11 protein-coding genes are annotated in these 14,006 nt (G+C 69.1%); 3 read left to right on the top strand and 8 right to left on the bottom strand.

Features of this window, described 5'->3' with window-relative positions; genetic code table 11:
• Nucleotides 1-21: 21 nt before the first annotated feature.
• Nucleotides 22-537: a CHAP domain-containing protein gene (locus GNX95_RS03905; RefSeq protein ID WP_163505773.1), complete on the top strand. Its 516-nt coding sequence runs from the start codon at nucleotides 22-24 to the stop codon at nucleotides 535-537.
• A 39-nt stretch (nucleotides 538-576) separates the two neighbouring features.
• Here GNX95_RS03905 and GNX95_RS03900 read toward each other — a convergent pair whose 3' ends face one another.
• The 4 genes from GNX95_RS03900 to GNX95_RS03885 are packed head-to-tail and all read right to left on the bottom strand — an operon-like array spanning nucleotide 577 to nucleotide 6,049.
• Nucleotides 577-3,687, bottom strand: coding sequence for a coiled-coil domain-containing protein (locus GNX95_RS03900; protein ID WP_163505772.1), 3,111 nt, complete (start codon nucleotides 3,685-3,687; stop codon nucleotides 577-579).
• A 12-nt stretch (nucleotides 3,688-3,699) separates the two neighbouring features.
• Nucleotides 3,700-4,338, bottom strand: coding sequence for a hypothetical protein (locus GNX95_RS03895; RefSeq protein WP_163505771.1), 639 nt, complete (start codon nucleotides 4,336-4,338; stop codon nucleotides 3,700-3,702).
• Nucleotides 4,335-4,850 carry a hypothetical protein gene (locus tag GNX95_RS03890; RefSeq protein ID WP_163505770.1) on the bottom strand — a complete coding sequence of 172 codons (516 nt, stop codon included), beginning with the start codon at nucleotides 4,848-4,850 and terminating at the stop codon, nucleotides 4,335-4,337. Before GNX95_RS03890 ends, GNX95_RS03895 begins: the two co-directional genes overlap by 4 nt.
• Nucleotides 4,847-6,049, bottom strand: a complete 1,203-nt coding sequence (locus GNX95_RS03885; RefSeq protein ID WP_163505769.1) for a hypothetical protein — start codon at nucleotides 6,047-6,049, stop codon at nucleotides 4,847-4,849. The genes GNX95_RS03890 and GNX95_RS03885 overlap by 4 nt, the downstream gene beginning before the upstream one ends.
• 93 nt (nucleotides 6,050-6,142) lie before the next feature.
• On the opposite strand from GNX95_RS03885, the gene GNX95_RS03880 reads away from it, so the two are divergent.
• Nucleotides 6,143-7,456, top strand: coding sequence for a Gfo/Idh/MocA family protein (locus GNX95_RS03880; RefSeq protein ID WP_222853378.1), 1,314 nt, complete (start codon nucleotides 6,143-6,145; stop codon nucleotides 7,454-7,456).
• A 450-nt stretch (nucleotides 7,457-7,906) separates the two neighbouring features.
• Here the strand turns inward: GNX95_RS03880 and GNX95_RS03875 are convergent, their stop codons facing one another.
• From GNX95_RS03875 to GNX95_RS03865, 3 genes are read right to left on the bottom strand one after another with little or no spacing between them, the layout of a single operon-like run.
• Nucleotides 7,907-8,632: an SDR family NAD(P)-dependent oxidoreductase gene (locus GNX95_RS03875; RefSeq protein WP_163505767.1), complete on the bottom strand. Its 726-nt coding sequence runs from the start codon at nucleotides 8,630-8,632 to the stop codon at nucleotides 7,907-7,909.
• On the bottom strand, nucleotides 8,629-9,531 hold the full coding sequence (locus GNX95_RS03870; protein WP_222853377.1) for a DMT family transporter: 903 nt from the start codon (nucleotides 9,529-9,531) through the stop codon (nucleotides 8,629-8,631). The genes GNX95_RS03875 and GNX95_RS03870 overlap by 4 nt, the downstream gene beginning before the upstream one ends.
• 24 nt (nucleotides 9,532-9,555) lie before the next feature.
• Entirely contained in the window at nucleotides 9,556-11,982 is a 2,427-nt protein-coding gene (locus tag GNX95_RS03865) for a WS/DGAT domain-containing protein (RefSeq protein WP_163505765.1), read from the bottom strand.
• 149 nt (nucleotides 11,983-12,131) lie between these two features.
• Between GNX95_RS03865 and GNX95_RS03860 the strand changes: the two genes are divergently transcribed.
• Nucleotides 12,132-12,776 (top strand): VC0807 family protein, encoded by a 645-nt coding sequence (locus GNX95_RS03860; protein ID WP_163505764.1) that lies wholly within the window; start codon nucleotides 12,132-12,134, stop codon nucleotides 12,774-12,776.
• Here GNX95_RS03860 and GNX95_RS03855 read toward each other — a convergent pair.
• Entirely contained in the window at nucleotides 12,684-13,979 is a 1,296-nt protein-coding gene (locus tag GNX95_RS03855) for a PucR family transcriptional regulator (RefSeq protein WP_163505763.1), read from the bottom strand. The two genes, GNX95_RS03860 and GNX95_RS03855, sit on opposite strands and share 93 nt — an antisense overlap.
• Nucleotides 13,980-14,006 lie beyond the last annotated feature (27 nt).

Raw genomic sequence — 14,006 nt, 5'->3', positions numbered from 1 at the left:
CCGACCGGAAGGTGTCGCGCCATGTCCGCTCTCACCGAGAGACTCGTCAAAGTCGCCGCGATCCTCGCATTGACCGCCGCGGCCGTCACGACCGCGCCAGTCGCGGCCGATGCACACACCTCGATCGCGGCCGTTGTCGCCGCTCCTGACGCCGCTGGCGACGGCACCCCGTCGGGAGCCGTCCAGTGGTTCCAGGCGCACAACGGTTCCACCGGTTGGCAGGGTTATTGCGAGAAAGCGGTCGAAAACGCGTACGGCACGACCGGCGTGTGGGCCTCGGCCAACGCACACTGGAACGGCGCTCCGCAGCACCCCGGCAACTACAGCCCGCCGCTCGGCGCTTTCGTCTACTGGGATGTCGGCGCGTACGGCCACGTCGGCATTTCCGATGGAGCCGGCGGCTTTTACGCCAGCAGCGTGAACGGTGCGATCGGCCATGTCACCAAGGCCGGCGGCGGATACGACTACTACCGCAATGTCGCCGGCTGGAACGCGACCTACCGCGGCTGGACGCCGGCCGCCGTTCCGTCTCACTGATCGCAAAAGCCAGCGGCATGGCAACCGCCGTGCCGCTGGCTATGCGGATTCCTCGGTTTCCACGTAGCCGTTGCCGGTCAGCCAGCCGCGCAGCAACTCGACTCGAGCGGCCCTCGGCTCGTAACCGATGATCACCGGCTGTTCGTTGTACGGCATGGAATCCGAGCTGCGCCGCAGCTTGATGTACTGGCCGCAGGCGTCGATCGCATAGCGTTCCATGTCGTCCTGCAGCGCGCCGATCACCGTGATGCCGCTGTCGGCGCCGATCTGGCCGAGCAGCGAGACCGCCTCACGCCGGTGCTGCTTGCCGAGATTTCGGCCCAGCTCGTCCAAAATCAGCGTCAGCGGCCGGTCCTGCGCGCCGGCCATCGCGGCCGCGCACACGAGTTTCACCGCTTTTTCGTCCATCTGCGCGGTGTTGCCCCGCCGGTTGTAGGCGATCAGCCGTTTTCCCTCGGCGCGGCGCCACATCGGCGTCACTTCCCAGGTCCACGGCTGCGTCGGATCGGCCGGCGCCTCCGGCACCGGATAGTGCAGCGACGCGCCGTATCCGCCGTATTTCCGGTCGATCCGGTCGAACTCGTCGGACACCAGCTTGAGCCGGTTCTTGATCGCGTCGGCCAGCGACGACCGGTATGCGCCGGCCGCCTGGCTCGCCTGCTCGTGACCGAGCCGCGCACCGGCTAGGTCCTTGTGCCGGTCGGCGCGCTCGCCGCTGATCTGCGTACGCTGGTGGCCGTCGAAACTTTCCTGCTGTCGCAGGTAACCGGCGACCGCGGCGCGCAGCGCCGGAAACGCCTGCCGAGCCTGCATGGCCCGACCGGCGCCGTGACCGTGATATTGCTGGAAAAGATTGCGCAGCTCGCTGGGCACCGAGTCGGATTCGCGGTCGGGGAAGCATTTGGAGATGGCGGCGGACATGTGCCGGTCGGCCTCCAGCCACCAGTCGTTCTCGCTCCAGGACTGCTGCGCCTCGTCGAGTCCCAGCACGTACGCCTTCGCCTCGTCGAGACCGTGCCCCCACTCGGCCAGCAACTCCGGCAGTGCCGAACCACCGCGCTGTGCCTCCAGCTCCGTACGCTGGTCCTGCATCTTGCTGACGTCCTGGGAAAGCCGGTCGCGTTCCTTGAGCAGGTTGTCGATGATGCCGTTGCGGGTGGCCGCGTCACCGACCATCTTGTCGCGCTCGCGTGCCGCCACGTCGAGCCGCGTCTGCACCTCGGTCAGCTCGGCGGCGATCTTCTCGCGCTCCAGCCGGTTGGTCTCGATCGCCTCGCGGATCGCGGCGACCTCCTCGGCGGCACGTGCGCCGGTCAGCCGGCGCTCGGCGTCGCGTACCAGGACATCGGCCTCGCGCTTACGTTCTTCGGCCACCACCAACAGATCGCGCTGGTTTTCGAGCTCGAACTCGGCACGCGCGATCCGCTGCGCGCGGCCGGTCGTCGGCTCCGAGAAGCCGCCGACGATCACCGCGCCACTGGAGCTTTCGATCACCCGCGACGGATCGCCGGCCAGCTCGTACGCCCCGGACAGCGCAGCGAGGAAACCGGAAATGTCGAAGCGCGAGTCGGCGTTTCCCGGCAGGTCCTTGGGTTTGCGGCCTTTGGCCGCGTGCGCCGGCACGATCACCGAGCCCGGCAACGCGTTCAACGCGCGAGCGGCGCCCTCCGCGTCGTCGGCACCGACCACGACTGCCTGCCGGTATGGCGCGAGGATCGGTTCCCATTTCGCCCGCTGTTCCTCGGAAACACTCACCGCGTCGGCGACCGCGACCGCCTCGATGCCAGCCGCCGCGAGCAGCGACAGCTCCTCCTGGGCCAGGTCCTCACCGGCCTCCGCCGAGGTCAACCGTACGCCGGCGGCCGCCAGCCGGTTTTCCGCCACACCACAGGCTTTGACCGCCTCCTGCTGCGCGGCGACGGCCGACTCCAGCTCGGCCATCGCGGCCTTTTCCTCGCGGCCGTCCGCGTCACGCGCGACTTCCTGCAGCGTGTCGGCCTTTTTCTGGTCCTGCTCGATACGGTCGTCGCGCCGCGCCAGCTCGCCTTCCAGATAGCGCTCGCGGCCGGCCAGCCCGCGATGGGTCTCCATGACCAGGCGCTGCTTCTGCTGGAACTCGTCGTCGTTGGAGACCTCGTTGATCTGCGCGGAAAGCTCGCGGATCTTCTCCTTCTTCTCGGTCATCTCGTCGGTCAGCCGCTCGACCGCGAAGTCGAGGCTCTGCTTGTCGTCATGCGCCTTGGTGACGGCGACCGCGACCCGCGAACGCCACGACCGCTCGGCTTCCAGCACGGACGCACGCGCGGCATCGCGGTCGTCGATGCTGCGCTCGATCGCACGCGCGTGTTCTTCCCACTCGGCAAGGAGTTCCTCAGCGCGCGCGACCTTGCGACGCTCCTCGTGCTCGCGAATGCGGCCGACGCGCTCCTGCTCGATCTCTCGGTCCAGGCCGGTCAGTGCGGCGATGGCGGAGAAAATTCGGTGTGCCGGCAGATCGTTGAGCGGCTGCGCCAGAAGATTGGCGGTGGCGCTTGCACGTACGGACGTGGAAAGAAAAGAGACACACCGTACGTGATCGCCGAACAGCACACGCGGCATCTCGCGGGCCGACAGGTCGTTGCGCCGCCGGCCACGTTTTGCCAGCGTGGCCCAGGTTTCGTCGGCCGATTTCTCCCGGTCGGCCTCGCTGCGGCCGACCGGCAGCCGCAGGCCGTCGGTCCACCGGAAGACGACGTGCGGACTGTGCTCGCGGTCGATCCTGATCCACACCGTCAGCGCGGATTCCTGCAGTGCGGACAGCGTATCGGCTTGTGGATCGGCGAAAACTCCGATGATGTAGCCGTGTTTGGCGTCGGCCCAGCGGCCTTCCTGGCCGGCGTCCTCGGCGGTGAACAGCAGGTCCAGCGCCGAGGTGGCGCCGGAGTTGAAGCGCCACTGGTCGTCGGCGTGGATGAAGCTGGCCGAGCCGATCAGCGAGGATTTGCCGGCACCGTTGGAGTCCTTCGGTCCCTGGCCGGCGACCGCGATCAGGCTGGCCGCGCTGATCGGGATCGGATGCATGGACAACCGCGAGATGTGTACGGTCTGCAGGCCGACCAGGACCCGGTTGCCGACCACGTCGTCGGTGTAGTTTTCCACTGGTGCCGGCAAAGTCGGTCCTTCCTATATCCCGCGGCGGGCACGGATGGCGGCGGCCAGCGGGGTCGCCGGTCCGGCCGCGAGGATCAGCTGGTCCTGCAGGCGGCGGCTGGCCGCCGGGGTGAGCCGGTGCAGCTGCGGCCCCGGCTGATACGACGCGCCTTCGGTGGTCGGGTCGGCGCCGCGGACCATCTGGATCAGGCCGGCGCCGCGCAGCCGCGCCAGTGCCTCGGTCATCGACCGGCCGCCGGCCAGCTGCGAGATCCGCCGCAGATGTGTTGGCGTCGTGGGGAAAGTCGACACCCAGGTGCCAGGCGGCAGCTTGCCTTCCGAGCGCGGGATGGCCACCGAATGGACGAGTACGAGCGTCAGGATCGCGCGGTCGAGCTCCGGCAGGATCCCCCAGCCATGCTCGGCCAGCTGCTCGGCGATGTCGTCGCGATAGCCGGAGGTCCACAGACCCGGTCCGACCGAGACCAGCGTACGGCCGGATTTCGCCAGCAGAGCTTCGATCCGCTGCCGCAGCGTCGCGTCGCGCAGCGCGCCGAGCTGCAGCTCCTGCACCGGCTCGCTGCTGTATTCCACCGCGGCCCAGGCCGCGACCACCTGGTCCCGCTCGCGGTCGCTCAGCGCGTCCAGCAGCGGCGCGTAGAAGTCGGTCATTCGCGCGGCCCCGGCATGTCCCGGCACAGGTCGCGCAGCGTACCGAGGTCGGAGTCCGGCCACAGCGCGACCGCCGGGCCGAGTCGTACGACACTTTTGGCTTCGTCCAACAAAATCCAGCGGTGCGTGGCGAGCCGGCGCAACGCGCCGACGGTCAGCATCCTGGTGGACTCGGCGGACCGGCCGGGCGCCAGCTGCGCGGCCACGTCGAGGATGTCGTCCATCGACGCCGCCACGCCAGGCCATGGCTTGTCCGCATCGCTCCAACAGCAACGAAGACAGCACAACAGCACGCGGTTGGTCTCGTTTGGCTGCTCGACGCCGATGAGGCCGAGGCCAAGCTCGGTGACCACCGACGGCGTCACCTCGTCAGGCGTCGCCGGCACGAGCCAGGCCTGCTCGGTCCCCGGCTCCGGCAGCCGCCGCATGCCGTCCGGCGTGGGCACCTCCGGATCGACCAACAGTGGACCGGTCGCGCGAGCGCGCGCCAGCCACAGAGCGGATTCGGTCACGAGGCCGCTCGCCGAAACCAGCCACGGGTCATGTAGTGAGCGGCCGTCCCCCCGACCTCCACGGTGTCCTCCCAGTCGATCCGATAGCCCAGCTCCGGGCTGTTGCTGGCCGCGGTCAGGTCGGCGAAGACCCGCCGAGCCGTCGACCAGTCCCCCACCTCGCGCAGCACCTCCGGAATGCTGACGGCTTCGCGGCCGCGGAGCAAATCCTCGGCGAGCGTACGCAGCCGCTCCAGGTCGGCGTCGACGCGCGGCGCGGACTCACCGGCCTGCCGGTCCGGCAGCGCCGGCCGCGGCGGCGGGATGCGCGTCGGCATCGGCTTGGCGGTGCTCTGCAGCGCCTCGTCCAGCGCCACCACGTCCTGCCAGGCCGCCGGCGCGTCGAAGACATGTGTCGACAGCACTTCGGCTAGCTGCCCGACGGTCGCTCGTTGCGCGTACGAGTTCCACATCTCGACCGGCAACAGGTCCAGCGCACGCGTCGCACCGGCGTCGTCGGCCAGCCGCGCCGACGCCGACTGGGACGCGTCGCGGTATGCGTCGACGCCGGCTCGCAGCTCCATGCACGCGCGGCTCAGCGACGGCCACCGCTCCAGGATCTGCCCGTGTACGCCGGTGGCGCGCGTGATCAGCTCGTCGGCACTCCACAGCAGCGGCGCGCGCTCGCGCAGCGCCTCGATCGTGCCGCCGACCGCCAGACCGACAAGCTCGTTGGCCAGCAGCCGGAACGCGCGCGTGATCTCCGCCGCCACCCGGCGCGCGTCGTCCTCGGACGCGTCGCGCGACTCCAGGTTGATCCGCTCGATCGCGAGCAGCTGGTGCAGCTCGGCCTGGCCACCCGTGCGCAGCATCCGCTGGATGAACAGCAGCGACACGTACGCGGTGAAAGACGCCTGGAACTCGCGCGGGTTCGGCTTCTCAAAGGCCGGCCGGATCGCCTTGAGCTCGCGCAACACGCGTACCCGCTCCTCGGCGACCGCGCGCGGATGGTGGCGGCAGGCCGCGTGCATCTGCTCGACCGTGAGCCCGCGCTCGCCGGCCTCGGCGAACGCCGCGAACAGGGTCTCCGCCACGTCGAACATCACCGGATCGGTGATCACCGAGCGCGCGTTGCGTCCCAGGACGGCACCGATCTGCCGGTAGACGTCGACGACGGCGACCTCCGCGGCCCACCCGTCGAGACTCGGTTCCTCTTCCACAACTAGGCGACTCTACTTGGCCGGGTCCGGCCGGGCCGGGCAGCGGCGCGCCATGTCAGGATGGAAAGCGCTTTCTATGCTGAGGAGAGGCTGATGCGGTACGCCATTGTGGGGCTTGGATCACGAGCGCAGATGTATCTCGACGCGTGCGTCGGCGCGCATCGGGACGTGGCCGAGCTGGTCGCCGTGGCCGACGTGAACCGCGGCAGGATCGGTCATCACCTGCGACGGATCGGCGCCGACCTGCCGGCGTACGCCTCCGTCGAGGAGCTGCTGGCGGCCCAGACGGTCGACCGCGTGATCGTCACGACGCCTGACTACACACACGCTTCGATCGTCATCGCGGCGCTCGAGGCGGGCGCCGACGTCATCGTCGAGAAGCCGCTGACCATCGACGCCGACAGCTGCCGCGACATCGCCGCGACCATCGAGAAGACCGGAAAATCGGTCACGGTCACCTTCAACTATCGCTACTCACCACGAAACTCCGCGTTGCGTGAGGTGATTGCCGCCGGACAGATCGGAAAGGTCACGTCCGTCCACTTCGAATGGGTCCTGGACACCGCACACGGCGCCGATTACTACCGGCGCTGGCACCGCGAGAAAGCGAAGTCCGGCGGCCTGCTCGTCCACAAGGCATCACACCACTTCGACCTGGTCAACTGGTGGATCCACGACATACCGACACGCGTGTACGCCAGCGGCGGACTTCGCTTCTACGGCTCGGAAAACGCGTCGGCGAGAGGATTGGTCGACCGGCCTCCGCGCGGCAGCATCGATGTCGCATCACGCGATCCGTTCATGCTCGACATGCGCGAGAACCCGACTCTGAAGGCGCTCTATCTGGACAACGAGTCCTACGATGGATATCTGCGCGACCAGGATGTTTTCGCGCCTGGGATCACGATCGAGGACAACATGTCGGTGATCGTGGACTACGCGAGCGGCGCGACCATGTCATACTCGCTGAATTCGCACAGTCCCTGGGAAGGCTATGTCGTGTCGGTCAACGGCACCGAAGGCCGCGCCGAGCTGACCGTCGTGGAGCGCGGCGCCGTACTGGCCGATTCCGGCCGCCCCGTCGTCGATCCGAGCGCTTCCCCGGAGATGGTCGCGGCAACGGAAAGCCGGCCACAGAGCGAAAAACTGGTCGTACAGCGACATTGGCAAGCGGCACAGGAAGTGCCGATCACCGGCGGCGACGGCGCTCACGGCGGCGGTGACGCGAAGCTGCTCCGCGACGTTTTCGTTGGGGCGTCTGGGGATCCGCTGTCGCGAGCGTCGGATTATCGCGACGGCGTACGCTCGATCGCCGTCGGCATCGCCGCCAACACGTCCATCGCCACCGGCCACCCGATCACCATCGCCGACCTCGACCTCCGCACCGACCTCTCCTGGCCCACCTAGCCGCCGTAGCCTTGTCGGTCAATGTCCCACTTTGATGTCTTGTTAAACAAGTACTACCGCAGCCAGCCGCCTCGCCTGCATTGTCAGCCCCACTAGTCACACCAGCACCATCCCGACTGCCACCCAATGTTCGCATGGCCCCCATGCGTGCGTCAGACGCAAGTAAAGAGCCCCTACCACCAAACCCAAACCGGCAAGACAGACATTTAGCGCTACAGAAGAACTATCGGCGTCCAGCCCGACGGCTTGCTTCCCATACGTGACCTGGCTTGCTCGTTCTCCCCGTCGGCGGGCACAGCCAACCACATTTTCGGAGGGGCCGCCGCCCACCACAACGCAACCACCCACCCAAGCTCGGCGGCCCCTCTGAACCTCCCCCGTCATCCAACGAAACAACCAGAACCCCCCTCACTCAACGGAACAACAAGCGACGCACCCCCCGTGGCAGACTCACCCAAAACGCCCCTGAAGAGACCGAACAACGCCAGGCATGGCCCCTTGGAGACGCGCCGGCAGCCGCAGCCACGCCGGTACGAACACCTCAGTCCGATTCCGCTCAACAGCCGACACCACCGCCGAGGCCACCTTCGTCGCCGACACAGGCCGGGGCCGGCGACGATCGTACGGTTTCCCGCGTCGTACGAAAAACTCCGTGTCGACCACGCCGGGAATGATGGTGGAGACCCCGATGCCGGCAGGCCGCACCTCGTATCGAAGGCTGTCGGCGAAAGTACGCAGCGCGGCCTTGGTCGCGGAATACACGGCCTCGTCTCGGACTCCCATGCAGCCGGCGATCGACGACACCAGCGCCACGTGGCCACGCCGCTGAGAAACCATCGACGGCAGGAGCAGTCGTACGAGCTCAAGGTGCGCGGTGATGTTCACCGTCACCAATGCCGCAACCGAATCCGTCATCGCGGCGACCGGACCGGCATAGCCGACCCCAGCGTTGCCAACGAAAACGTCGACATCTCCGGCCCATTCGACAATCGCGGAAGGCGCGTCGGCGGAGCCGAGATCCACGGCCAGACAGGCAAACCCAGAAGCGGCGAGGCGAGCGGTGTCCCGGCCGACGACGAGTACGTGCGCGCCGCGAGCGGCCAGCAGTTTCGCAACCACCGCGCCGATGCCGGACGAGCCGCCGGTGACGAGTGCGGTCGCGCCGGCGAGTTTCACTGGCTTTCCGCGACCTGGTGTGCCTCGTGCGCCTCGCGTACGACCTGTGGCGCGCGTCGAGCGAGGATCGCCACACCGACCGCCATCGCGGCCAGCGCCAGCACCTCGCCGGTCACGATCGCCGGCCCGGACCGCAGGCCTTCGCCGAGCCACAGGATGCCGACGCCGATGCCGACCAGCGGATCCAGGATGACGATCACCGACAACGCCGGCGCGAGCGCGACACCGGCCTGGAAAGCGTGCTGGTTCAACACGAAACCGAGCGGACCGCAGATCGCGACCGCGTAGATCGGCCAACTGGTCAGGAAAACCACCAGGCCGTCCTGCAGCGTGTCCATGGCGACCTTGATCAGGCCCGCCGTCACGCCATAGAAGACACCGGCGGCGGTCGCGTACGCGAGCGTCCGTACGGTCGGATTGCCGCGTACGCCGCCGATCAGGCACAGCACCAGGATCGCCAGCAGTCCGAGCGAAAGTGGCAGCACGTCGTGCAGCGCCATCGTCTCACCGCCGCCGGATGGCTGTGCCAGCAACAAAAACGCGGCCAGGCCGACCACACAGAGCACACCGCCGTAGATCACCGTTCGATCCGGCCGCTGGTGTTGCAGCGCCGCGGCGAAAACGATCGCGAAAAGTACGCCGGACACCAGCAGCGGCTGCACCAACACCAGCGGCGCCGTGCTGAGCGCGACCCACTGCCCGACCACGCCGACCAGGTTGACCAGCAGCGACAATAGCCAGAACGGATGCCTGACCAGCGCGAACAGCAGGCCGAAGCGGCGGCTCTCCGCGGTCGGGATGGCGCGCGCGACCCGGTGCTGCATCGCTCCGGTCAGGCCGAAGGACGCGGCCGACAGCAGGGCCGCCGGCACGGCGATGACCAGATCGACCGGTGACACCTCCAACGCATACCCCCTACCGCGTCAGCGCACCATCCACGCTGGTGGACCGCTCACCTCGGCGGCCAACTCCGCGAAGGCCGCCGTCACCGCGGCTCCGAGCCGGTCGCCGCGGTCGGCGATGTCGGACGCCGACGTGACACACCAGCCAACATTCCCCGACCACGTCAGCATTCCCACCGACAGCCGGACGCCTGGCGCGAGTGCCAGAACAGGATAAATCCCGCGTACGAGCGCACCGCGCAGGCGCACCGGTGCGCGCGGTCCCGGAATGATCGACGCGACCAGCGTGAACCACGCACTCCGGTATACCCCGCGCGCGAGCCACCGATGCAGCCACGGCGGAGCCAGACCGATCAGGCGTACGACGAAATGCGCCGCCAGCGGCGCCGACGACTCCATCTGTGCGCGGACAGCCGCGCGCGTGGCCATAATGCGCCTGACCATCGGCATCCGGCCGGTCGGCAGGTCGATCCGTACGGCGCCGGTGTGGTTGCCGGGCGAGCCAAACGTACGCGTCGTCCGCAGCGATACCGGCACCATCACGCGAACGCGGTCGACACCTGGGCTCGCGCGATGCAGACCCTCCGCGAGCAGGCCGGTCAGCAGCTCGGCGCTGGTCACACCGAGCGACTTCGCCACCTGCCTGACCTGCTTGGACGGCAGCTCGACGAGGCTGTGGTGCCGGTCGGCCGAGCGGATCGGTCCCTCCCAGCCGGTCTTCGGCGCGGTGCCGGTACGCGCCAGCTTCCACAGGCCGCGGGCCAGCTGACCGGGCCGGCCGACCGGCGCACGTTCACCGCTGTCCGGCGGCAGCGTACGACCGCGAGCGCGCGCGACCAGCGCGTTGACGACCGCCACGCCGTCGGTCAGCGCGTGGTGCATCTTGATCAGCAGGATCCGCTGGTTGTCGGTCAGCCCGCCGACGAGCTGCGCCTGGCAGCCATCGGTGCCAGCGCTGAAGAAGCGGTCCATCACGCTCTCCAGCACCAGCTCAGGATCCACCGGCCGTCCCGCCCGCGACACGTCCAGCTCAGTCACGATCGTGGACAGGTCGACCTTCTGCGCGTACGTCCACCGCGGCCGCCGCCAGGCGCCACCAGGCCGCAGCCGCGCGGCGAGTCGTGGCGCGGCGGCCAGCAGGTCGGCCGCGTCGGCGGCGGTGAACGGCGTGCCGTCCGGCTTCGGCTCCAGGACCACCGCCGTGCCGAGCTGCTGTGGCACGTCCGGCGTGTCGACGTGCAGGAACATCGCGTCCTGCGGGTCGAGCCGTTCGTCCGGCCGTACGCTCGGACAGGCCATCAGCAGGCGCAGGTCGTCGGCCACCGCGGACAGGCTGCCACTTTCCGCGTGCTTGAGCGCGGCTTCCTCCATCGCGGCCAGCCGGTCCGGCTCGGCGAGCAGCAGGCGTACGGCCGCGGCCAGCTCACCGGGTTTGCGGCAGACCATCGCGAAGCCGGCGTCGGCCATCAGCTGCGCGTTGGCACGGCCGTGCGCCGCGATCGGCCGGTTCATCAGCAGAGCGCGGCCGCACGCGATCGCCTCCAGGCCGGTCGCGCCGCCAGCGTTGGTGACCACGACGTCCGAGGCGACCTTGAGCTCGGCGATGCGGTCGGTCCAGCCGAGTACGCGCAGGCGGGGATGCCGCTCGGCCAGCCGGTCGATCTTGCGCTTCAAGCCGTCGTTGCGGCCGCACACGACGACCGGATGCACGCGCGGGTCCGCCGTCAGCAGCTCCCGCGCCGCGGCCTCCACGTCGCCGAAGCCGAGCGAGCCGCAGGAGACGACCGGCACGAACGCGTCCTGCGGCAGGTCCAGTGCCGTACGCGCCTGCCGGCGGTCGCCCGGACGAAAGTCGGCGCGCACCGGCGCCGCGCCGACCACGACGTTCGCGTCTGGTACGGCTCGCCGCGCGAGCGGTGCAGCCACCTCGTGCATCACCACGTTGAGGTCGATGTCCGCGTAGACCCAGAAGGGATGCGGCGCGAAGTCCGAGACCCAGGCGCCAACCGGCATCGGCAGCCGGCCGCGCTCGCGCAGCCAGCGCAGGCCGGCCGTGCCGAGCGGATACGTACAGAGGATCAGGTCCGGCGCGAAGTCAGCCACCTTCCGGCGCAGCCGCCGTCCACACCAGGCACCAACGAATCGCTTGGAAGCGTTGGCAAACCACCGGTGACGCCACAGCGAATCATAGAAAAACTCGTAGAGCCATGGCGTGTGCTGCACGTTGGTGATGTAGATCCGGCGGAACACCGGGCCGACACCTGGTCCCATCACGTCCAGCGCGTCCAGCCACTTCACCGTGATGTCCGGCCACAGCTGCCGCGCGACGGCCTCCAGCGCGCGACCGGTCGCGTTGTGTCCCTCACCCATGTCCGCCGAGATGATCAGTACGCGGCGGGGTCGTCTGATCTGGTCCACTTCCTCATGCTTGTTGGTCGCCGCGGCCATTTCTGCACCAGAGGCGTACGTCTTTGGACGTATCGGTTGTCCCGAAGGCACAAGACGGCACCGGACGCCCAACGGCTGGCGGATGGTCTGTACGCTGTTTTCTCAGCCGCCGCACGCGTACGTCCATCGTCAAGAGGTTTTCTCGCTCGATGCGCCAACACGTGATCCATCTGCCGTCACCGCGGGCCATGATGCACCACGCGGTTCCGCACCTGCTGGAGTCGACGCTCATTCCGCTCGGCCTGTTCTACGTCGTGCTCACCACGATCGGCCTGGACAGCGCGATGTGGGCCGCGCTCGGCTGGGCCGGCGCCGCCATCGGCGTACGGGCCATCCGCCGCCGGCCGGTGCCGGCGGTCCTGGTGCTGACCACGACGCTGCTGCTGGCGCGTACGGTCCTCGGCCTGATGACCGACAGCGCGTTCCTCTACTTCCTGCAGCCGACCCTGCAAAACTTCCTGCTGGCCTTGGCGTTCGCGGCCACCGCGGTCCTCGGCCGGCCACTGCTGGCCAAGCTCGCCGACGACTTCTGCGCGTTTCCCGGCGCGCTGACCAGCCGGCCCGGCGTGCAGCGGTTCTTCCGGCAGGTGTCGATGCTGTGGGCTCTGGTGTTCGTCGCCAACGGCCTCGGCACGCTGTGGATCCTGGCCAAGGAGACGGTCGGCGACTACCTGATGGTCAGCACCGCCGGCTCGTACGCGCTAATCGGGCTGGCCGCGGTGCTCTCGCTGGGCTGGTTCCGCCGGTCGCTGCGCGGCGAGGGCATCGTGCTCCGGCTCGGCTCCGCCGGTTAGGTCGATCTGCGCCGGCGGTCCCCAGGCCAGCGCCAGCGTGAGCGAGGCGCGCATCCCCGGATCGTCCAGCGCGTCGCCGAACAGCTCGCGCAACTGACCCAGCCGATAGCGCACGGTGTGCGGATGAATGTGCAGCTCAGCGGCCACCGCGCGGCGGTCACCCATGTTGCGCAGCCAGCACGCGAGCGTCTCGCACAGCCGGTCGTACACCGGCCGCGGCAGGTCGGCGAGCGGCGCCAGGCACTGTTGGCAGAGCGCGGACAGCAGCCGGTCGTCACGGTGCACGATGATCGCGTCCAGGTGCTCGGCGGCGAACAGCGGGTCGTCGGCCAGCACGTTGGAGCGGCGCAGCCGCAGCGCCACCTCGGCGATGTGCAGGCTGGCCGGCAGCCGGTCCAGCGGTACGGTCGCGCCGACCACCGCGCCGGTCCCCCGCAACGCGTCGGCGAGCCGCGCGCGGCGGCCCGGACCGGCAGGGTCGGGCACGATCCCGATGGTCACGTCCGGCCGCCACACGCGCAGGCACGAGTCCTCCAGCCGGGACAACGGCTGGCCATCAGGGCCATTGTCGCGGTCCACCAGCACGACCGCGGCCTCGCGCGGCAACGTCCAGTCGGCACGGGCCGCCGCGGCGCGTACGGCCGCGCTGTTGGCGCGATCGGACAGCAGCAACTCGGCCAGGTCCTCGCGCAACCGGTCACGCTCGCGGCTGGTCTGGCGCTGCTCCTGGAAATAGCCGCGTAAGGTCGCCGTCGAGAGCTGGTCGACGGCCGCGAACACCGCTCCGGCGAGCGCGGCGAACACCTCCGGCGAGACGCCGACCTCGAGCGCGGCATCGGACACGTGCTTCCAGGCGACCCGGGCGCCGGCGCGATACGCGGACAGCAGGATCGCCAGGTCGCGTCCGTCGCGGCAGTGCGCGCGGCCGATCTCCTCGAAAAGGGTCTGCTCGACGCCTTGTTCGACGTCGAGCGAAAGGCGCGAAAGACCACGCTCGGCCAACTCGACGAGTCGGCCGACGAAGCCCTGGCCGGCGGCGAGCACCTCGTCGAACTCGTCGGTCAGAAACTGTGCGTAGTCAGGTGCGTACGGAACGAGCAGGTCCCGCACTTCGGTCAACATCGTCGGCAACCGGCGTGCCACCGCCGGTGCCAGGCGTACGAGCACGGCCTCGTTGTCGCTGCTGAACTGCGGATCAGGCATGGATCGGTCGTCCCTCACACATCCGCG

The sequence above is a fragment of the Fodinicola acaciae genome (genome assembly GCF_010993745.1).
Lineage (GTDB): Bacteria > Actinomycetota > Actinomycetes > Mycobacteriales > HKI-0501 > Fodinicola > Fodinicola acaciae.
The sequence above is the reverse complement of the archived record's forward strand: the minus strand, read 5'-3'. Positions and strand labels throughout refer to the sequence as shown.

What these genes read in the sequence shown, in the direction of transcription:
- GNX95_RS03880 (WP_222853378.1), top strand. Translation starts at nt 6,143, where the DNA reads ATGCGGTACGCCATTGTGGGGCTTGGATCACGAGCGCAGATGTATCTC.
- GNX95_RS03865 (WP_163505765.1), bottom strand. Translation starts at nt 11,982, where the DNA reads ATGGCCGCGGCGACCAACAAGCATGAGGAAGTGGACCAGATCAGACGA.
- GNX95_RS03860 (WP_163505764.1), top strand. Translation starts at nt 12,132, where the DNA reads ATGCGCCAACACGTGATCCATCTGCCGTCACCGCGGGCCATGATGCAC.
- GNX95_RS03905 (WP_163505773.1), top strand. Translation starts at nt 22, where the DNA reads ATGTCCGCTCTCACCGAGAGACTCGTCAAAGTCGCCGCGATCCTCGCA.
- GNX95_RS03895 (WP_163505771.1), bottom strand. Translation starts at nt 4,338, where the DNA reads ATGACCGACTTCTACGCGCCGCTGCTGGACGCGCTGAGCGACCGCGAG.
- GNX95_RS03855 (WP_163505763.1), bottom strand. Translation starts at nt 13,979, where the DNA reads ATGCCTGATCCGCAGTTCAGCAGCGACAACGAGGCCGTGCTCGTACGC.